The sequence below is a fragment of the Runella salmonicolor genome (genome assembly GCF_024158025.1).
GTDB lineage: Bacteria > Bacteroidota > Bacteroidia > Cytophagales > Spirosomataceae > Runella > Runella salmonicolor.
In genome coordinates, this window is sequence record NZ_JAMZEL010000004.1 from 1 (window position 1) to 21,576 (window position 21,576).

The 21,576-nt window shown below is 45.0% G+C and carries 12 protein-coding genes; 2 read left to right on the top strand and 10 right to left on the bottom strand.

The annotated features are described in order from the left end of the window. Positions 1-152: 152 nt before the first annotated feature. On the top strand, positions 153-590 hold the full coding sequence (locus NCI00_RS11525) for a tail fiber domain-containing protein (protein ID WP_253527620.1): 438 nt from the start codon (positions 153-155) through the stop codon (positions 588-590). 76 nt (positions 591-666) lie between these two features. On the opposite strand, the gene NCI00_RS11530 is transcribed toward NCI00_RS11525, so the two are convergent. The 9 genes from NCI00_RS11530 to NCI00_RS11570 all read right to left on the bottom strand — a co-directional run bounded on the left by NCI00_RS11530 (position 667) and on the right by NCI00_RS11570 (position 19,596). Next, entirely contained in the window at positions 667-3,066 is a 2,400-nt protein-coding gene (locus tag NCI00_RS11530; RefSeq protein ID WP_253527623.1) for an ABC transporter permease, read from the bottom strand. 100 nt (positions 3,067-3,166) lie between these two features. Continuing rightward, entirely contained in the window at positions 3,167-5,536 is a 2,370-nt protein-coding gene (locus NCI00_RS11535; RefSeq protein WP_253527626.1) for an ABC transporter permease, read from the bottom strand. Between the two features lie 75 nt (positions 5,537-5,611). Next, positions 5,612-7,993, bottom strand: a complete 2,382-nt coding sequence (locus tag NCI00_RS11540; RefSeq protein ID WP_253527629.1) for an ABC transporter permease — start codon at positions 7,991-7,993, stop codon at positions 5,612-5,614. Between the two features lie 227 nt (positions 7,994-8,220). Then, on the bottom strand, positions 8,221-10,872 hold the full coding sequence (locus tag NCI00_RS11545; protein WP_253527631.1) for an ABC transporter permease: 2,652 nt from the start codon (positions 10,870-10,872) through the stop codon (positions 8,221-8,223). Continuing rightward, positions 10,869-11,207: a PadR family transcriptional regulator gene (locus NCI00_RS11550; RefSeq protein WP_253527633.1), complete on the bottom strand. Its 339-nt coding sequence runs from the start codon at positions 11,205-11,207 to the stop codon at positions 10,869-10,871. The genes NCI00_RS11545 and NCI00_RS11550 overlap by 4 nt, the downstream gene beginning before the upstream one ends. Positions 11,208-11,416: 209 nt before the next feature. Continuing rightward, on the bottom strand, positions 11,417-13,798 hold the full coding sequence (locus NCI00_RS11555; RefSeq protein ID WP_253527635.1) for an ABC transporter permease: 2,382 nt from the start codon (positions 13,796-13,798) through the stop codon (positions 11,417-11,419). Between the two features lie 101 nt (positions 13,799-13,899). After that, positions 13,900-16,302, bottom strand: a complete 2,403-nt coding sequence (locus NCI00_RS11560) for an ABC transporter permease (RefSeq protein WP_253527637.1) — start codon at positions 16,300-16,302, stop codon at positions 13,900-13,902. A 172-nt stretch (positions 16,303-16,474) separates the two neighbouring features. Beyond that, positions 16,475-18,832, bottom strand: a complete 2,358-nt coding sequence (locus tag NCI00_RS11565; RefSeq protein WP_253527639.1) for an ABC transporter permease — start codon at positions 18,830-18,832, stop codon at positions 16,475-16,477. Between the two features lie 86 nt (positions 18,833-18,918). Continuing rightward, positions 18,919-19,596: an ABC transporter ATP-binding protein gene (locus tag NCI00_RS11570; RefSeq protein WP_013927702.1), complete on the bottom strand. Its 678-nt coding sequence runs from the start codon at positions 19,594-19,596 to the stop codon at positions 18,919-18,921. Positions 19,597-19,683: 87 nt separating this feature from the next. Between NCI00_RS11570 and NCI00_RS11575 the strand changes: the two genes are divergently transcribed. Further along, positions 19,684-20,046 (top strand): four helix bundle protein, encoded by a 363-nt coding sequence (locus tag NCI00_RS11575; RefSeq protein WP_253527641.1) that lies wholly within the window; start codon positions 19,684-19,686, stop codon positions 20,044-20,046. Positions 20,047-20,103: 57 nt separating this feature from the next. On the opposite strand, the gene NCI00_RS11580 is transcribed toward NCI00_RS11575, so the two are convergent. Beyond that, a complete protein-coding gene (locus NCI00_RS11580) occupies positions 20,104-21,354 on the bottom strand; it encodes an efflux RND transporter periplasmic adaptor subunit (RefSeq protein ID WP_166558810.1) in 1,251 nt (416 codons plus the stop codon). Between the last annotated feature and the right edge of the window lie 222 nt (positions 21,355-21,576).

Consider the following 21,576-nt stretch of genomic DNA (forward strand, 5'->3'; position numbering starts at 1 on the left):
TTATCAAAGCCAGAGGCCACCCGGACCGACTGACTTCTTTACTGGATTACAGCGATTCTATGATCAATATCAAGGTTATTTACTCTCGAAAGAAATCACTAAAGATGTGTTGATACTTTAGGTATAGTACAGATAACGGAACTGACTGTCTGATGGCAAAATACAATGGTGCTACTAAAGGTTGGATGCGGCCTACTGATGGTGGGTGGTCGGATACAAGCGACCGCCGATTGAAAAAGAATATTCAAAATTTAGAAAGCGTGTTGGAGCAAGTCATGCGACTTAGGCCCGCCCGGTACCAGATGATAGACAGCAACCCAAATGCTACCGAATCCATTGGATTTATTGCCCAAGAATTAAAAGAGGTTTTCCCCGAAGTGGTAGATGTAAGATTAATGCCAACGACAAATGGTGCGGCGGGCGAAATTGCTGACCTGCACGGCGTAGATTATTCTCACTTGTCGGTTGTAGCCATTAAGGCCATTCAAGAGCAACAAGAGCTCATCCAAAAACTCCAAAAACAAAATGAAGAATTGGTACAATCCTATACACAATTGATGAAAGATGTGGAGACCTTGAAAAAGAAATGAGCCGACAGAAGAGAAAATAGTATTGAGAATGGGCAAAAGAGAATAAATCAGTTATTCCTTTTTGCCCATTACTTTTTTATTCTACCTTCAAACTCTTCACGGGGTTCATTAGCGCGGCTTTGATGCTTTGGAAACTCACCGTCAGGAGGGTGATAAAGATAGACAAGGTGCCTGCCAGCCCAATCATCCACCACTCAATTTGAATATGATACGCAAAATCCTGCAACCATTGGTTCATAGCATACCAAGCCAAGGGCGACGCAACTACGATGGCAGAGGCTACCAATTTGAGAAAGTCCGTGGAAAGCAGTGAAATAATACCCGCCACCGAAGCACCGAGAACTTTACGAATACCGATTTCTTTGGTGCGTTGTGTCATGGTAAACAACACTAATCCGTACAGGCCAAGGCAACTGATCAAAATGGCGATGCCCGCAAAAACGACGGACACCTGAAAAATCAACGTTTCGGTTTGGTAGAATTTAGCCAATTGCTCATCTAAATATTCGTAGGTAAATACCTCATTCGGATAGCTTTTTTGCCACGATTGCTCAATAAATCGCAGTATTTGTTCGGGATGATGCCCCACAATCTGAACGCCAACCTTTTTGTACCGGGCCGTTTGAGTGGCAATAAAACAGGGCTGAATCGTTTCGTGGAGCGAGCGCAGGTGAAAATCTTTAACCACACCGACAATTGGCAAAGCCACTGGCGACAGATAGGTTTCCATTTTACGGCCCAAAATCTGTTGCGGGTCTTTGATATTTAGCTTTTTGAGTAGTGCTTCATTGACCAAATATTCCCGAATGGTATCGCTCTCGGTGATATTTCGACCCGCAACTAAGTGTAAATCAAAAGTTTTCAGATAATCAGAATCAGCCAATCGTTCCCGAATTGGGAATGTCTCCCAAGTGCTCTTTCCCCCAAATTTGAACGACCCGCCGTTCATGACGGCCGCCGCGGGTGGTCGGTAACATGCGCTTATGGATTGTACATAAGGCGATTGTCGCAGGTCATTTTTGAATGCTGCCAAGGCCGTTTTGGACGGGTCGGGCAAATTGATAACTACAATATTGTTTTTACTAAAACCTAAATCAGAGTCCTGCAAATAACGAACTTGGTGGGTGACGACGAGGGTTCCCACCAAAAGTGCCTGACAAATTCCGAACTGAAACATAATCAGGAGTTTTCGCAACGATAAGTTTTTGCTAGACTTAATCAACTGGCCTTTTAGCGCTGCCCACGGACTAAAACCCGACAAAACAAAAGCAGGATAGCCGCCCGCCAATACCGTAACAAGCCCTACCAGCAACAGTAAAAACCCAATGGCTTGGGGAGTAAATTGAAACATCGGGCCATTGGGTAGCCATTGATTAAATATCGGAATACAAATCAAGACAAGAATCACTGCAAGTATAGCCGAGGTTAGCACAATGAGGGTGGTTTCGAGTAAAAATTGTCCTCTAATCTGACGTTTGGTACTACCGAGCGTTTTACGAATTCCGATTTCTTTGCCACGGCTGAGCGCTTGAGCCGTGGCCAGATTGATAAAATTAATACAGGCAATCAAGACCAAAAACAAGCCAATAGTGCCCAATGACCAAAGCAAAGAAGGCCTGACGGTTGGGTTTCCTCCGATGCGTTGTACATCAAAATGAACATCGGCCAATGGTTGTACATGGAATTGAAAAACGGAGGCATTTTCGCCAAAATGTTTTTTTGAAAGTGCAGGAAGTGCGGCTTCCAGTCTTGCGGCAGAAAGCGGATTTTTGAGGGTAAGATAAACTCGGTCTGTTGAATTCAACGACCACCAATCATTTACGTCAAAATCAGGAATAAGGCGCGGTAACGTAGCTGCGGAAATAAACAGTTGAATATCGGTGTTGGTCGTTTTGGGAGGGTCAGCCAAAACGCCAGTTATTTTGGCTTCGGCCAAATTGTTTAAATTGATGGTCCGACCCAGAGGGTCTAATGCGCCGAAATATTTTTTTGCCAACGATTGCGTAATCACCACTGTGTTGGGTTCGCGAAGCGCGGTTTTTGGGTTGCCTTTGAACCATTGATAATCCAAAATGTCAAACAATTCGCCTTCGACAAGGGCGGTGGTATTGAGTTCCAAAAAGCGTTTTGGGGCCGATTGATTGGGGAGTAGTACGCTGACCGTCAGTTCACGGTTCATTTTTAAGTAGGCGGCCTGCTCTATTTGCGGAAAATCGGCCCGAAAGGCCCTAGCCATAGGCAATGGTGCTTCGGGATAGTATTCTACCGAACCATCTTCCAGATGCAAGTCGGTGACGATTCGGTAGATACGGTCAAATTTTTGATGGTGTCGGTCGGTACTCACATGGTGACTTATAAACAAAAAAATAAGTAAACCACTTGCCATACCAACCGACAGACCAATGATATTCAGCGTTGTATATACCCGCTTGGCGCGGAGATTTCGCAGGGTGATTTTAAGGTAGTTCTTTAGCATTCCTCTGATTTGTAATGAATTGCGGCTACAAGGTACAGAAGAAAGAAAAGAATTGACGGTTAAAAAATGTTAAGATTTATTTAGTGGACGACCAGCGAGTTTATTCTATTTTCAAACTCTTCACGGGATTCATCAAGGCGGCTTTGATGCTTTGAAAACTCACCGTCAGGAGGGCAATTAAGATGGCTAAGGCGCCAGAGAGTGCGTAAACCCACCATTCTACCGTGGTTTTATACGCAAAATTTTGCAGCCACTTATCCATGAGCCATGAAGCCAACGGCGAAGCAATGACGATGGAAATGAGTACTAACTTGAGAAAATCTATGGACAGAAGTGCCGTAACATTCAGCACCGATGCCCCCAATACTTTACGAACCCCGATTTCTTTGGTGCGTTGTTCGGCCGTAAAGGTAGCGAGGCCAAACAGCCCGAGGCAGGAAATAAAAATGGCCAAAAAGGCAAAGTAATTTGTCAATGAGCCGATGGTCATTTCGCTGCGGTATAGATTCTGAAACTGCTGATCGGCAAACTGATACGTAAACGGAAATTTTGGATTCAGTTCACGCCACGTTTTTTCAATGCTTGCCAGCGCTTGTTTGGTCTGGCCCGGCTGAGTTCGAATAATGATATTTTTGTTGGATGCATCACGGCTGAGTTTCACAATCATCGGTTCGATGGCCACGTGCATTGAATTTTGATGAAAATCTTCCAGTACGCCCACGATGGTCCCTGGTTTGTTCCACAACGTTAGTGGCTTCCCGATGGGGTCTTTGTAGCCAATCCGGCGGGCAGCGGCCTCGTTAATCAAATAACTCACGGAATCCATGCCAAAGTCTTTCCCAAAATCGCGCCCTTTCAACTTTACATTCAAGGTTTTGGAAAAATCATAGTCAACGGTAGAAAACTGAAAGCTGACGCTGGAGTTGGGGTCTTTGGTGGGCCATTTTACATTATTAGTACTGCCAAAGGTATTGGTAGGGGTGCCATCCATGAAGGTAATGCTCTGAATACCTTGGCTTTGTAGGAGTTGTTGTTTAAATGTGTCATACTTTTTAGGTAAGTCTCCCTCCGACGATAAATAAATCAAATTCTCCCGGTTGTAGCCTAAATTTTTGGTTTGAATGAAGTCGAGTTGCCGATACACAACAATGGTTCCGATGATGAGCAACATTGATAGCACAAACTGAAACACCACCAACCCTTGACGGAATAACCGGGCCCCCTTCCCGAAGGTGACGGAGCCTTTGAGTACTCGGATGGGGTTTAGTGATGATAAAAACAGCGCGGGGTAGCTTCCTGCCACGATTCCAGTCAGCAAAACCAAACCAAGCAGTGTTCCCCAAAACGAGAGTTGGTGAAAAGGCAACTGAATATTTTTCTCGGTTAATGTATTAAAAGTAGGTAATAGGAGGCCCGATAAAGTGACCCCGACAATCAGCGCCATGGACGTCAGGAGCAATGCTTCGCCCACAAACTGACCAATCAATATCCCCCGTACGGCTCCCACTACTTTGCGTACGCCTACTTCGCGGGCGCGTTTGAGTGACCGGGCCGTGGCAAGGTTCATAAAATTAATACAGGCAATCAACAGGATAAAAACGGCCACAATGCCAAACAGCCGAACGTACTCAATACGCCCTCCATCCTGATACCCATCTTTGAAGTTTGAATAGAGATAGGCGTCTTGGTAAGGTTGAAGAAACAATTGAATATCAACGTTTTGTTTGCCTAAATTAGGGTTGTATTTCTTCAGAAATGACTTCATTTTGGCCTCTACTACCTCGGCTTTGGCATCGGGGCGTAGCTGGATTCGGGTGGCGGTGGCATTGTTGCCCCAGTCTTTCATCCATTCGTTTCGCCTGATAAAATCATCCCAAGAGAGCAGGAAATCATATTTTTCGGAGCTATGTTGGGGCAAATCTTCAAATACGGCCGTGACCAAATAATCGGCTTTGTTATCAATACGAATACTCTTGCCGACGGCTGCTTGCGGGCTTCCGAAATAATTCTGCGCCATTTTTCGCGAAATAGCAATGTTTGTCGGCCCTGTGAGGGCGGTTTGGGCCGAACCTTCAAGCAGGGGTAGACTAAATATCTTAAACCAATCTGCCCCCGCAAAACGCCCCTTTTCTTTGTTGAGTTTTTCACCGACCGAAAAAGTGTGGGTACTTTCCCACGATAACCCCGCTGCGTGGACGATTTCGGGAAACTGTTTCTTGAGTTCGTCGGCCAGTAAGGCGGGAGTACTGGGGGCGGCATCAACTTTGCCGTCGTAGTATTGGCGCTCCATTACGTGGTACAACTGCGGTCCATTGGCGTGGAAGGCATCCATTTTCAGTTCGTCCTGTACCCAAAGCAGTATGAGTAGACTACAGGCCATTCCTAGCGCAAGACCGAGAATGTTGATGGCTGAAAAAGTGCGGTTGTGGGCGATGTTCCGCCAGGCAATTTTAAAATAGTTACGTATCATGGCTGTGTGTTTTGTTGAAATACATTATAACTGAAATGAGAAAGAAAAACGGAGCGTACATTTGTAAACTAAATTTTATTCCGTTTTTAAACTTTCCACGGGATTGTTCAGGGCGGCTTTAATCGCTTGAAAACTGACCGAAAACAGTGCAATCCCCAGCGCCACAATGGCCGCTAATGCCAAATACCACCACTTGATTTCGGTACGATAAGCAAAGGTCTGAAGTAATTTGTGTCCTAGCCAGTACGAAATAGGCAGCCCGATAAGTAGCGCAAGACCGACGAGTTTTAAGAAATCTCCTGAAAGCATGGTGGCAATGCTACTGATGCTCGCCCCCAGTACTTTCCGGACCCCAATTTCTTTGGTACGCTGCTTGGCCACGAGCGAAATCAACCCAAAAATTCCCGCACACGCAATCAAAATGGCAAGAATCGTTACAAAACTGGTCATGCGCCAGATGTTGTCGATGGCTTGGTAAGATTTGGCCACTTCATCGCTGAGGTAAAAATGATTTAATGTTCGCCGTGAAGGAATCTTTTTAAAACGGGCTTCAAGATTGCTTATCAGGTCTTTACCTTTGGATTCGTCGGTGAGGCGTACGCTTAAAAAGCTACTGAGTTGCTGTTTGCCCGCGTACCAATGTAGGAGCGGCTCAACGTCATCTTTGAGACTTTGGTAATGAAAATTTTTGGTCACACCAATCACCGTATAAATCTGGTCGTTGTTGTTTTGACGCAAGCGTTTGCCCACGGCGCTCGTCCAACCGAAGGCTTTCATGGCCGCTTCGTTGATAACGACGGAGTGATTGACGGAATCGGCCGAATTGTCCAAAAATCCACGGCCTTCAATAAACGGAATCTTAAACGTTTCAAAGTAGCCAGCGGTACCGCTCACGTGACGTAAAATGACTTTTTTGGCCTCGTTGCCTTCGGGGAAATAGTTATTGAAGTTTTGCCAATACTGCACGGGCGTAAGTTCGGAAGCCGTAAACGACACCACGTGAGGGTTTTGGCGCAGTGCGTCCAATATCGCCCTCCCTTCCGAAAGCGCGGCATTTTCGTTGCGATAGGCCAAATCGGTGTTAAAAACCAGCACGTTGTTTTTGTCGTAACCAACATCGGCGGTTTTCATAAAATTGATTTGTTGCCGCAGCCCAATGGTTGCCACAATGAGCACGACGGCTAGGGCAAATTGCAAGACAATGAGGCTATTTTGGCGCAGGCGGCCCCGGCGCGGGTCAGCAGAAATTTTTCCTTTTACGGCCTCGGCTGTTTTCAAGGCCATGAGGTAATAAGCCGGATACGTGCCAGCAATGAAGGCAATCAACATGGAAATGCCGAAAACGGTTAAAATGGTGGGGTAATCATTGCCGAACGAAATATCCAATTGCATACGCCCGTCGCGGAGCTGATTGAAAGATGGAATCAGAAAATAAATGGCAAAAAGCATGGCTAAAAACGAGGAAATCAACATCACAATGCCCGATTCGGTCCAGAATTGATTGAAAATGATGCGTTTGCTCGCTCCTGCTACTTGCTTTACGGCCACCTCTTTTATACGGGGCAATGCCGATGCCATCGTGAGATTTATGAGGTTTATGCTGATGATTAACAACAGAAAAATCGCAATGGCAATGGCTCCATAAATCAGCCCTTTGAACGTAGGGTTTTGATCATGAATAAAGTTTTTGAACGCACTTAGTCGTAATACTTGTTTGCGGGATTCGGGCGCAAAATGGGTTTTTACCAATTGGGGCAACTTAGCCTCTAGCGCGTCTTTGTTGGCTCCTTTTCTGAGCAGCACAAACACGGGCGCAAAAGTATTGTACCAGTCGGCATTGCTCTTAAATCCGGGGAGGGAAGTAAGCGTGCTTGCGGGCATCAATACGTCAAACTGCTGCGAAGAATTGGCGGGGAGTTTGGCCAGTACGCCCGAAATTTTGAATTGAACGGTATCGTCGAGGGTAACGGTTTTGCCCACAGGGTCGATGTCGCCAAAAAGATTTTGGGCTATCTTTTCGCTTACTATCAGGGCGTTTGGGTCTTTGAGCGCGGTGGCGGCGTTGCCGTATTTGAGTGGAAAGCTAAACACCTGAAAGAAAGTCGAGTCTACAAAAACGGTGCTCTCTTGCACATCTTTGGTGCCGTAATGAATCCACGGCCGATACCACGTCTGAACGTGCGTGCCTGTTTCGATTTCAGGATAATCCTTCAGCAATTGCTCCAAAATCGGGTAGACGGTTTGTCCGTATTTTTGGCCGTTGGAAGATTCAGTTTGAACGTAATAAATACGGTCACTTTTTTCGTGAAATGTATCAAACGTGAGGCATTTTTGGGCAAAAAGCACCAAAACCACCACACAAGCCATGCCCACCGACATTCCCACGATGTTGATGCCCGTAAAGAGGCGATTTTTCCAAAGTGTGCGTAGCGCGATTTTTAGGTAATTACGTAGCATAAATCGAAAGGTTGATAATACGTACTTTCTTTACTTCACACTTCATGCCACGCAAAAATAGGCTTGATTTTGAGCAGGTTATAATTTTTTTGAGGGAGTCAATGTCCATTTTCGGACATTGACTGTTCGGAGATGAACACTTCCAAAAGCTATCTTACCCATTCCCGATAAATGAATAAGGAGAAAGAAATCCGTGTTCCATTCTCCTTGTACCCCTTTCTCCAATTTTACTCCGTCTTCAACGATTTCACCGGATTACCCAATGCGGCTCGAATGGATTGAAAACTAACGGTGAAAAAAGCAATCAGAATGGATAAGGCGGCAGCGATTGCAAACGTCCATGCGCTGATGTCAATGCGGTAAGGATAATTTTGCAACCATTCTTTGATGGCATAATAAGCCGCAGGAAAAGCGAAAATAAAGGAGAAACTGACGAGTTTCAGAAAGTCGGCCGAAAGCAATGTTGTGATGCTCGCCACCGAAGCGCCCAGTACTTTACGAATCCCGATTTCTTTGGTGCGCCGCTCGGCCGAAAGCGTAGCCAGTCCAAACAGACCGATGCAGGAAATAAAAATGGTCAGAATCGCGCCGAAAAGCATAATTTGCTTCCATTTGGCTTCCGCTTCGTACCGTTTGATGTTTTCTTCATCCATGAATTTATACTCATAAGGGTTGATGGGGAATAGCTTTTTATAGGTTTTTTCTACGTGTCCCAAACTGGCGGTCTCGGTACCAGGTTTAATTTTGATGAATACCTTGCCATATAGATTGCCGGGTTTCATGGTAAACAGCTGCGGTTTGATTTCGTCGTTCAATGACTCAAAATGGTGGTCTTTTACGACACCGATAACGGTATATTTTTCCCCTTCTCTGTACCAAAAATTGACCACTTGTCCTAACGGATTTTTCCAACCGACTTTTTTAGCAAACGTTTCATTAATCAAAATGGATTGGGTAGAGTCTGAAGGAAAATCAGCCGAAAAATTGCGCCCTTTGATGATGGGAATTTGTAAAAGTGAAAAATAGGTAGCATCGACAGTTTCATACGCAAAACTTTGCTGAGTTTCTCCGTTTACTTTCGCCACGGTTCCCCAACTACCGCCATTTTTTGGCGCTACATCCACAATATGCGGGCTTTTCAATAATTCTTCTTTTAACAGTTTTGCCTCGTTGCGACTCATTTGGGATTTTTCAATGGTGATCACGTTTTTGTCGTTATACCCCAAGTCTTTGTTGGTCAGATAGTTAAATTGTGAATAAATCGTCAAAGTGGCAATAATCAAAAACGAAGCCAGTGAAAATTGTAAAACGACCAACCCCTTTTGAAGGTAATTTTTGCCTGAAAGATTAAAGCGGCTGTAGAGGGTTTGCACTGGACTATAATTGGATAAAACCAACGCGGGATAAAAACCAGCCAATAAACCGGTGGCGATAAACAAGCCGATATAACCCAATACCAATTCGAAATCAAACAGATACGAAAACGAAAGTGCCTTGTTGGAAAGCTCGTTGAAGATTGGTAGTACCAGTTGCAGCAAGGCCAGAGCAAAGGCAAAAGCGGCAAAACACAGAATAAACGACTCACCCAAAAATTGCATAATCAACTGTCCTCGGCCGCCGCCCACTACCTTACGCACGCCAATTTCTTTGGCGCGTTTCAGCGAACGTGCCACGGTCAAATTCACGAAATTAATGCAGGCAATGATTAAAATGAAAAGCGCAATGCCGCTCAGGATGTACGAAAACATGGGATTGCTGCTGTCTTGTAAACCGTTTTGGGCTGGCAGGTCTTTGCTCAGGTGCATCTCGGTAAAAGGTTGCAACGCATAAACAACTTTGTTTTTATCCCCATACTTCTCGGCAATCATCTTAATGGCTTCCTTGGCGTCGGCCTGATAAATCCGGTTCATGGTTGCTTCAACCTTTTTTAGGTCGGCATTGGGTTGAAGCACAACAAAGGTGTTCTGGAAAATATTGAACCAGTTTTCGTTGCTCTCTATTTCTTCCTTACTCACCACGTTAGGAAAAAGCACATCAAATTTGATAGAAGAGTTTTGCGGGCAATTTTTTGAAACACCGGTTACGGTATAAGGCACAAATTCATTTCCGTCGCCATAAGAATTCTTTACGAGGAGGGTTTTTCCTAAAGCATCCTTTGTTCCGAAATGTTGCTCGGCCATTTTTTCCGAAATCACCACTGATTTAGGCGCTATGAGCGCCGTGGTGGGATTGCCGCTTAGCAGAGGGAACGAGAAAATGGAGAAGAAACTGCTGTCAGCCACAAAAGATTCATAGCTTTTGATTTCTGTTCCTTTCTTAATATCGCTGCGGTCGCCTTTATAACGTACAAAAGCGCGTATTTCGGGAACACCAGCGCCGAACTTGGGGCCTTGAAAGTGCCCAGTATTGCCAGTAAGACTTTCTACGCCCTCGGGCGTGATGGATTTGCTCGTTACCCGATAAATGTGAGGATTATTGGCGTGAAATTGGTCAAAACTGACCTCATCTTTGGTGTATAGCATAATCAGCATGGCGGCGGCCAAGCCGATACTCAAACCAATGACATTGATGGCTGAATACACCTTGTTGTGCGCCAAGGTGCGCAGGGTGATGGTTAGATAATTACGAAACATAGAGGGCTGAATTAATGATGGCTGATGGTATTCATTTTTGGGTTGACGTTGTTTTACAAAAGGGGGAAGCACCGAGACGACATTGAGCACATAGCGCCAAGTTGCCTGTCGTTTTCCCGCTCGCCGATACCAATAGGCGTATAGTTCATCCAAATCACCTTCGACTTCTTCGAGGGTTTCGGCGGGATGAAACCACCGCAAAACGCGTCGGGGCCAGTGGGGAGGATGGAGTTTATTTGCTTTCATATTCCAGTAAGCCTAAGTTTGGTGGGAGGCATCATTTGCCAGAGTTCGTGGCGGAGTTGTTGAATTTCTTGCAAAGCACGATTGCCTAAAGCGGTTGCCTGAAATATCCGTTTGCGCCTTCCGCCGCGCTCGTTGGTGGCCCCGCCGAGTTGAGAACTCACAAACCCTTTTTCTTCCAGTCGAATAAGCGTATTGTGTACCGTGCCAAAAGTTACAACCCGACCTGTATGCTCCTCCAACGCCTGACTGACTGTAACGCCGTAGGCTTCGCCGTCAAGGATGGCTACCATGAGCAAAACCATTTCTTCAAATTCACCTAAATAAGTGCGGCGCATACCTACAATGATTAGTTTCTATTTTATCGTACAAATAGTTTGCCAAGACATAAAAAACGCCTTCAGGGTCGATTGAAGGCGTTTTTTGTAAATTATATCAAGTATTATCTGTCCGTTTACGGACAAACATTGTCCCGCAGTGGACAAAGAGCAAAAGGTCAGACGATAGATAGTCAGACCCCGTCTAACTATCACCTCTAAACTCTCTTTTACTCCGTTTTTAAACTCTTCACTGGATTCATCAACGCCGCCTTAATGGCCTGAAAACTGACGGTCAGGAGTGTAATGACTAACGCCCCAAAACCTGCCACTGCAAAAATCCATCCTGAAATCTCAGTGCGATAGGTGTATTTTTGTAACCATTCTTGTAAAAAATAATAGGCAATGGGTGCGGAAATAACGCAAGAAATGATGACCAAAATAACAAAATCTTTGGAGAGCATTTGCCACAGATTGGTCACCGATGCACCCAATACTTTGCGAATACCGATTTCTTTGGTACGTTGTTCGGCGATAAACGAGGCCAGTCCAAAGATTCCCAAGCAACTGATAAAAATGGCAAGAATGGCAAAAAAAGTGACTAATTGGCCAATACGTTCTTCATTGTCGAATTTTTTGGCATATTCTTCATCCACAAACTGATATTCAAAGGGTTGGGAAGGATTAAATTTTTTGAAAACCGTTTCTACCTCGCTCAAGGCTTTGCCAGCACTTGACAAGGGGTTGATTTTTGCAATCATAACCCCGCCAGGCTCCGTGGTCAAATGATAAATTGAGGGTTTTACCTGTTGAAAAGGAGATTGTACAATCATGTCTTTCACCACGCCGATTACTTTGTTAGAAGTTCCGTACCACTTAATGGTTTCGCCTACTGGATTCTTCAAACCCATAAATTTTACGGCCGCTTCGTTCAAAATCAACCCCGAGGAGTCGGTAGAAAATTCTTTGGAGAAATCACGCCCTTCTTTGAACGACCAGCCGATGGTTCGGCCATAGTCAAACGAAATGGCTATTGTCTGAAAATCAACAGATAGATTCGGATCTTTGTCTTTCCATTCAATCGTACTGGTGCTTGAGTAATTCTCCGTGGGGGGGCTTCCAGCTTCGGCCATGTCGATAATTGCCCCTGATTTTGTCAATTCTTTTTTTACGGCGTCAAAATGGGTATGAATTTCGGAAGTGTACATGGGCAAAGTCACTAAACCATTGCTGTTGTAACCCATCGGGCGATTTTGGGCAAATTTTACCTGACGAAAAACAATGATGGTACCAATAATCAACGTCACCGAAACCGTAAATTGTATCGTTACTAGCACCTGACGTGGTAAAGCTGCCCAACGGCCTGCGCGGAAGGTGCCCTTTAAGATTTTTAGGGGCTGAAACGAAGACAAATAAAAAGCGGGATAGCTACCCGACACCAGTCCGCAAAGCAAACTGAAACCTAAGCCTACCATCCAGAATGATGGATTGCTCCATGGGAGCGCCATGGTTTTGTCGGCCACATTGTTGAAAAAAGGTAGCATGAGCTGCGCGAAAAGCAAGGCAAACCCAAAGGAAAAGAACACCATGAAGAGGGATTCAAAAAAGAACTGGTAGACAATTTGGGCACGAACCGAGCCTACTGCTTTTCGGATGCCTACTTCTTTGGCACGTTTTTCGGAGCGTGCCGTGCTCAAATTCATGAAATTGATGCAGGCTAACAACAGCACGAATAGCCCGCTGATGCCAAACAACCACACATATTGGATTTTCCCGCCAACGTTGACGCCATTCTTAAAGTCAGAATACAAATGCCATTTGCTCATGGGATGCAGAAAAACCTCTGGTTTCTTCTTGGCCAATTCTTTGCTGACTTTGTTGAGTTTGGCGTCTTTAATTTTGTGAGAAACGGTGGCTAAATCCGCGTTTGGAATGAGTTGAGCATAAATATGAAACGCATTGGGCCGCCATGGGTCGGCCATTGTTCTAACCCACTCATTGTTGTTATAATATAATTGCCACGGAGCTATAAATGTTATGTCATGAAATTCAGAATTATGAGGCAAATCTTCATAAACACCTGTAACTTTTACATCCGTTTGGTTATCCATTTTCATGATTTTATCCAAAGGGTCGGCTTCCCCAAAAAATGCCTTAGCTACAGATTCAGACAGCAGGATAGCGTTGGGGTTTTTGAGGCCGTTTCTCGTCCCTTTCAGCATTTTCAACGTTAGCATTTCGGTGACTTGAGGTTCAAAATAAGCACCTTTCTTACTGAATTTTTTCTCGCCGTATGACAAAATACTGTATGCATCTTTCGCCACCGTCACGTGCTTAAAGTCGCTCCCGTAACTTTTGCGGAGTTCTTCGGCCAAAGGAAGCGGTGTATTGGGCCACGTTTGCACTTCGCCGTTGTTGGTCACGTGTTGCATGACCCGCACAATTTTTTCGTAGTTTTGGTGATATTTGTTGTACGACAATTCATCCCACATCCAAAGCCCGATGAGTATTGCCACGGCCATCCCAGCCGATAATCCCACAATGTTGATGAAAGAATACACCTTGTTTTTAACAAGATTTCGGACAGCGATTTTTAGGTAGTTTCGTAGCATAATTTTTATGTAAGAAAAGAGGAAACACAGAAAAAGAAACCAGAGTAGCGGAACACGGAAAACGTACCTTCTCCGTGTTCCCTTTTCTCCTTGTTCCAATTTTACTCCGACTTCAATGACTTCACTGGATTCATGAGTGCCGCTTTTATGGATTGATAGCTGACCGTCAACAACGTAATTACCAACGCGCCTACGCCCGCCAGCGCAAAAACCCACCACGAGATGTCTGTATGGTATTTATAGTCTTGCAACCAATCGTTCAAATAATAATAGGCGATGGGCGTGGCTATGAAGCAGGAAATGATGACCAAAACCACAAAATCTTTGGAAAGCAATCCCCACAAATTGAACACCGACGCACCCAATACTTTCCGGACGCCGATTTCTTTGGTGCGTTGTTCGGCTGTAAACGAGGCCAAGCCAAAAAGGCCCAAACATGAAATCAGAACGGCCAATACGGCAAAGCCGCCCGCCAATTTGCCGATGCGCTCTTCTGACACAAACTTTTTACCAAATTCCTCATTGACAAATTTGTATTCGAAAGGAGCCGACGGAATGAGTTTTTTGTAGGTTGCTTCAATTTTGGCGATGGATTCACTGGCACTTTTATTGGGATTGAGTTTGAGCGTCATCCAGTTGACGTTTTCGTAATCCATGAGGTAAATAGTCTGCTTGACGGGTTCGTAGGGCGATTCCATGAGCATATCTTTGATGACACCCACGATGGTAAACTTTTCGGCTTCTTTTCCGCTGCCCCACTGCACAACCGTCCCAACAGGATTTTTAAGACCCATAAATTTGACGGCGGCTTCATTGATGACAATCGCTGCCGTATCGGTCGAAAACTGCCTTGAAAAATCGCGTCCTTCCTTGAATTGCCAGCCTACTGTTTTTCCAAAATCGTGCGTGACCCAAATCGTGGCAAACTCCGCTTGCAGACTCGGGTCTTTGCCTTTCCAGTCGAACCCGCCGTTGTTGGACCAAACGCCCGTTAATGGACTGGAAGATTCGGTCATTTCAACAATGGCACCCGCATTTTTCAGCTCAGTTCGCAGCACATCATATTTTCCGTAAAAATCAGGCGACATCATCTGCATCATGATTAGCCCGTCGTTATCATACCCCATGGGGCGGTTTTTGGTGTGTTGAATCTGGCGATAGACGATGATAGTACCCGTAATCAATGTGACAGAAACCGTAAACTGAACCACCACTAACACTTTGCGCGGCACGGCCGCAAAACGGCCCGCTTTGAAGGTGCCTTTCAGCACTCGGATAGGTTGGAAAGAAGATAAATATAATGCGGGATAGCTTCCTGCCAGCAGACCCGTGATAAAAATAAAGCCAAGGCTGATGAACCAAAAGATAGGCTCTGTCCAGGGAAAAACCATTTTCTTGTCACTGACTTCGTTGAACCAAGGCAACAGGGCCAATATGAACGCCACGGCTCCGATAAACGCAAACGTAACTACTAAAAAGGATTCACTGAAAAACTGATTGATCAACTGAGCGCGAACTGAGCCTACGGCTTTCCGGATACCTACTTCCTTAGCGCGTTTTTCGGAGCGGGCCGTGCTCAAATTCATAAAATTGATACACGCAAGCAGCAATACAAACCCTCCGACAATGGCAAACAGCCACACGTATTGGATAAAACCGCCCGTTTTGATGCCTTCATCAAAGTTGGAGCGTAGGTGCCAATCGCTCATGGGATGCAGGAAGATTTCGGCTTTAAATTTTTTCTCCTCGGCATCCACTTTGTCCCATTTGACATTTTTGATTTTGGCGCTCAATTTGTCCATGTCAGCATTGTCCGTGATTTGGGCATAAAGCTGAAACGAATTGTTGCCCCATTGATTTTCGTCGAGCGCTCGCTGCACCCATTTTTGGGAAGAAACGTAAAGTTTCCAGGGTGCAATGAAGTTCAGCTCCCGAAACTGCGTATTAAATGGTAAGTCCTCATAGATTCCCGTCACTTTTACGTCGAGCTTGTTGTCAATTTTGATAAATTTACCCATAGGGTCGATGCTCCCGAAAAGCGCCTTGGCCGTGGATGCCGAGAGCAAAACGGAGTTGAGCTCTTTTAAACCATCATAGGTTCCTTTCTGCATTTTCAACGAGAGCATTTTAGGAATATCCACATCCATGTAATTGCCCGAACGAGTGATTTTGGTCTCACCAAAAGTTAAAATTCGGCCGCCTTCCCAAGTGGCCATGGCTAGATGCTTAAAATCGCTGCCGTATTTGGTGCGGAGTTCGGTTACCAAAGGCATCGGAATAGAGCGCTCTGTTCCTTTGTGTCCGTTGAAAGTTTGGTGCTGCATTACCTGCGCCAAACGGTCGTAGTTTTGATGATACTTGTCGTAAGACAATTCATCATAAATCCACAAACCGATGAGCATCGCTACGGCCATCCCTACCGCCAAACCGCCGATATTGATGAAAGAATAGACCTTATTTTTAGCAAGGTTTCGAAGGGCAATTTTAAGGTAGTTTCGGATCATGGTCGGGCTGTATAGAGGGTTGCAGAAGGGAATTAAGCTTTAGTAGGACAAATTGCTTGCCAGCCCCAAAAAAGCCTGGTAGAACTCAAAAAAGCTGTTTTTTGTAAATTGATTTGTCCGAAATCGTACACTTATTGTACGAAACTGAACAGCATAGAGCTGACGCTTACTTTTATTCCGTTTTTAGCGATTTTACGGGGTTCATCAACGACGCTCGAACGGCTTGGTAACTGACGGTCAGCAGGGCAATCGCTATCGCCGAAAGCGCCGCAATGGCAAAATACCACCATTCTATGTCGATGCGATAAGCGTATTTTTCGAGCCAATTTTTGAGGAAGTACCACGCCACTGGAAACGCGATGAGCGTAGCCAGCAGCACTAATTTGATAAAATCCAGCGACAACATTCCTACCAGATTGGATACACTTGCGCCCAGCACTTTACGTACGCCTATTTCTTTGGTGCGTTGCTCCGCCGTAAAAGAAGCCAAACCAAATAACCCCAGACACGAAATAAAAATGGCCAAAAACGCAAAGTAATTGGATAGCTTATTGACCACATTTTCGCTTTTGTACTGATTGGCGTATTCTTGGTCGGCAAAAAAGTATTTGAATGGAAAATTAGGGTTAAACTTCTTGAACACTTTTTCGGTATTGGCAATAGCATCAGGAGTTTTGCCGCCTTCGGCGCGGATGATGACGACGCCCCAATTCTCGGTTTTGGGCTGCAAGCGCAAAATCAACGGCTCGATGGCTGAGTGAAGCGTGTTGTAATGAAAATCTTTCATCAGTCCGACGATGGTTCCTTTGCGGTTCCACATGGTCATTTCTTTGCCGACGGGGTCTTTGTAGCCCATTTTCTTGGCGCTGGCTTCGTTGATGATATAGTTGGTGGTGTCGGTTCCGTATTGGTCGCTGAAATCCCGCCCGCCAATCAGTTGAATACCCATCGTTTTGATGTAGTCGTACGAAATGGCGTTGTTGGCAAAAAGCAATAACTGGGTTGTGTCTTTTCCGGGCCATTTTACGCCTTGTGTCGAAGAGCCAACTTCCAGCGGGTCTGATTGGGAGCAGGTGACTGATTTAATACCAGGCTGATGTTGAAGTTCTTGTTTGAACGAGGCGAAGTTTTTCTGCAAATCCCCTTCCAATGGCATATAAAGAAGGTTTTCGCGGTCATAACCAGCGTTTTTGGTTCGTAAATAATTGATTTGTTCGTGAACGATAATCATGCCCAGAATGAGCGTAATCGACAAGGCAAACTGAAAAACCACCAGCCCTTTTCGAAAATACGTGGCGCTCGGCTTAAATTTCAGGGAGCCTTTCAACACCACAACGGGATTGAGCGATGACATAAACAACGCAGGGTAGCTGCCCGCCACTAAGCCCGTTATCAACGTTAGACTCACCAAAACCACTAGAAAACTTGGGTCGGTAAAGTTGAGCGACAGCTCTTTTTCGGTCAGAAGGTTAAAAGTGGGCAGGAGTAAAAAAACCAACAAAATAGAAAAGAGTAGCGCACAAAATGCAATCAGTATGGCTTCGCCCATAAATTGCCCAATCAGAATGCCCTTGACCGCGCCAATCACCTTGCGAACGCCCACTTCTTTGGCGCGTTTGACGGAGCGGGCCGTGGCCAAATTCATGAAATTGATGCACGCAATCAATAAAATTACGATGGCAACGATGGAAAAAATACGCACATAATCAATCCGTCCGCCGTTTTGTTTGCCCGAATCCCAGTTGGAATAAAGGTACGATTCCTGATACGATTGCAAGAATATTTCGACGTTGCTGTCTTTGTTTTTGGTCTTGATGTAGCCCTTGATTTTGGCATTTACTTTGTCTAATGATGCGTTTTTGGTCAACATCACGTAACAGCGCGGCCCGTTATTGCCCCATTCTTTGGCCCATGGATTGTTTTTGAGCCAGCGGTCGAAGCTCATCAAAAAGTCAAATTTTAGTGATGAGTTTTTAGGAATGTCTTTCAAAATCCCCGTAACCATCACGTCTTCTTTGCCGTCAATACGGATAGATTTGCCCAGAGGGTTTTGATTAGGAAAATACTTTTGGGCGAGTTTTTTGGATATAACTACTCCATCGGGGCGTTTTAGGGCGGTTCGGGCATCGCCTTGCTCCAGTTTAAAACTGAACATCGTCAGAAAATCCCCTTGTACATAGCGGCCCTTTTCTTTGTCGAAAGTAGTGCCTACGGTAAAAAGCGGCTGCTCTTCCCACAGCATTTGGCTGGCCTTTTCGATTTCGGGAATGTCTTTTACAATGTTTTCGGCCAGAAGCCCCGGCGTTGAAGGGTAGGTTTCGATTTTGCCCGAATAATACTGGTTTTCCATTACCCGATAAAGACGCGTGCCGTTTTCATGAAAGGCATCCATAGCCGTTTCGTCTTGTACCCACAACATAATCATCAGGCTGCAGGCCATGCCTAGCGCCAGCCCCATGATGTTGATAAAACTATAAACTTTGTTTTTCCACAAATTGCGGAAGGCGATGGTGAGGTAATTGCTTAACATGGCTGTATGGATTTTGGGCATAGCGGAAAAGGCAGAGGACCATTGCCCAATGCCTTCACGCACTACTTATATGGGTGAATATGTGTTTATACGCGCATTTTCTCAGTCACCACTTTACCATCAAAAAGATTGACGATTCGGTGGGCAAAACCTGCGTCATACGGCGAGTGAGTTACCATGATGATACTCGTGCCTTCGTCGTTGAGTTGGGAGAGCAGCTTCATTACTTCTTCGCCGTTGGCGGAGTCTAAGTTTCCCGTGGGCTCATCCGCAAGGATTAATTTGGGCTTGGCTACCACCGCACGGGCAATAGCGGTACGTTGTTGCTGCCCCCCCGAGAGTTGTTGTGGAAAGTGATTGCGGCGGTGCATGATGTTCATGCGGGTCAATACCGTTTCAACCATTTCTTTGCGTTGGTCGGCGGGTACTTTGAGGTAAAGCAGCGGAAGCTCCACGTTTTCATACACGGTCAGCTCGTCGATGAGGTTAAAGCTCTGGAACACAAACCCGATGTTTCCTTTACGCAATTGTGCCCGTTGACGTTCCGACAGTTTTGCCACCTCGGTCCCGTGGAAGTCATAGCTGCCTTCGCTGGGGTTGTCTAAGAGGCCCAGGATGTTGAGCAACGTAGATTTGCCGCAACCAGAAGGACCCATGATGGCGACAAATTCGCCGTCTTTTACTTCCAAATCAATTCCGTTCAAGGCTGTTGTTTCCACTTCTTCGGTGGTGAAGATTTTCTGGAGGTTAGCTGTTTTTATCATTGTGTTATTTTGGAAAATGGAAAATCGGAAAAAGGAACACGGATTTCACTATTTTGCGTTACTTTTTCACATTATCAATTAATTAAAATGGCCGCTATTCAAAAATTTGAAGATTTAACAGTTTGGAAAATGGGATTTGCTTTAGCAATAGATGTTTACAAGACCCTTGCAGACTGTAAAGATTATGGACTTCGTGACCAAATGCAACGTTCATCTGTATCTATTCCCTCCAATATTGCAGAAGGTTTTGAAAGAGAATATAATAAAGAATTCATACGTTTTTTAAGGGTTTCCAAAGGTTCTGCTGGTGAATTGAGAACTCAAATCTATATAGCAATAGGCATTGGTATCATTGATAACGAACTAGGGGAAGTTTTGCTGGACAAAAGCCGACATATATCGTCTATGCTTAGGAACTTGATTAAAGTCAGAGAAACCCAATTTTCTTAACCGATAATTCTGTGTTCTTGCTTTTCGTGTTCCGTTCTTCCTTAACTCCGTTTTCCGTTATTTCAATTCAAGCACTTCTTTGTCGCCAAAGTTTGCGTAGCTGCTGGTGATTACTTTTTCACCCGTTTGCAGCCCTTCTAGTACTTCATAATATTCAGGGTTTTTGCGTCCCAGCGTGATGTTGCGCTTGATGGCGCGTTTGCCGCTGTTGTCTAGCACATACACCCAGTTGCCGCCCGTATCGGAGAAAAACCCGCCTACTGGCAATAGTACCGCTTTTTCGGCTTTGCCTAATTCTAGGCGAATCGGTGTGGATTGTCCGCGTTTGATGCCTTCGGGTGTGCCTTTCGGAAAACTCATATCTACTTCAAAACGTCCGTTTTTTACTTCGGGATAGATGCGCGTAATGGTCAGCGGGTTTTCTTTTCCATTAAATTCAAAACTTCCGCCCAATCCGACAAAAATCCGCGATACATAGTGTTCATCAATTGCAACGCGCATTTTGAAACCGTTGAGGTCGTCAATCTGCCCGATGTTTTGGCCTTGGCTGATGTTTGAACCTACTTCTACATCTATTGAAGAAAGCAATCCACCAACGGGCGCTTTCACCACGAGGTTATCGAGGGTTTGGCGCCACAGGTCTACGTTGCGTTGGGTCCGCAAAAGCGTTCCTTCCAATTGGCCAATCTGCATTTTGGCGTTTTCTTCCTGATAGATTTGCGATTCAGTTTCGATTTCTTTTTGTTTTACCAACAGTTCGTAATCACGTTTTGAACGCAGAAAATCAGATTCAGGAATCACCTTGTCTTTGAATAATTTCTGATTACGTTCGTAAATATCTTTGGCTTGGTCAATTTTAAATTCTAGTTCGTTTAACGTCCGACGGATATTAAAACGTGCTACTTTCAATTGTTGACGGGTATTTTGGAGGTCATTCACCAATCGGCTGGCCTCTGTTTCTGATTGTAGGAAGTTGAGTTTGAGGTTTTGGTTTTCTAGTTTTAAGAGCACTTGGCCTTGGGTCACCATGCTGCCGCCTTCCACGATTTTTTCCCGAACATACCCGCCCACGATGGCGTCCAAACGAATGATTTTGAGGGGCTGCACTACGCCAGTCACTACAATAAACTCATCAAAAGAGCCCGTCGAAACACTGGATACGGTGAGTTTTTCAGCTTCTACATTGAGTTTGGAGCGTTTATCGGAGAAAAATAATTGATACACAATAAAGGCAATCAAAGCACTGCTCCCTGCAAAAATGGCAATGCGCTGGGTATTCCAAAATTTCTTTTTACGTACGCGGTCCATGGTGCCCTGAGGGTTGTTGTTTTGGCCGATGATCGGATTCTTAACTTCCATTGTTACTATGCTGATTGATGAATGAGTACTTTCTTAAAATGCAGTAAGGAGTTGATTTCTTTTCGACTCCTTACTGCTTCATTTTTTAATGGCTGTATGTGTCTGTTTAGTATTCTGCCAATACCCGTGCCGGAAACATAAGTTATTGGTTATGAATGAATTGGTGTTGCC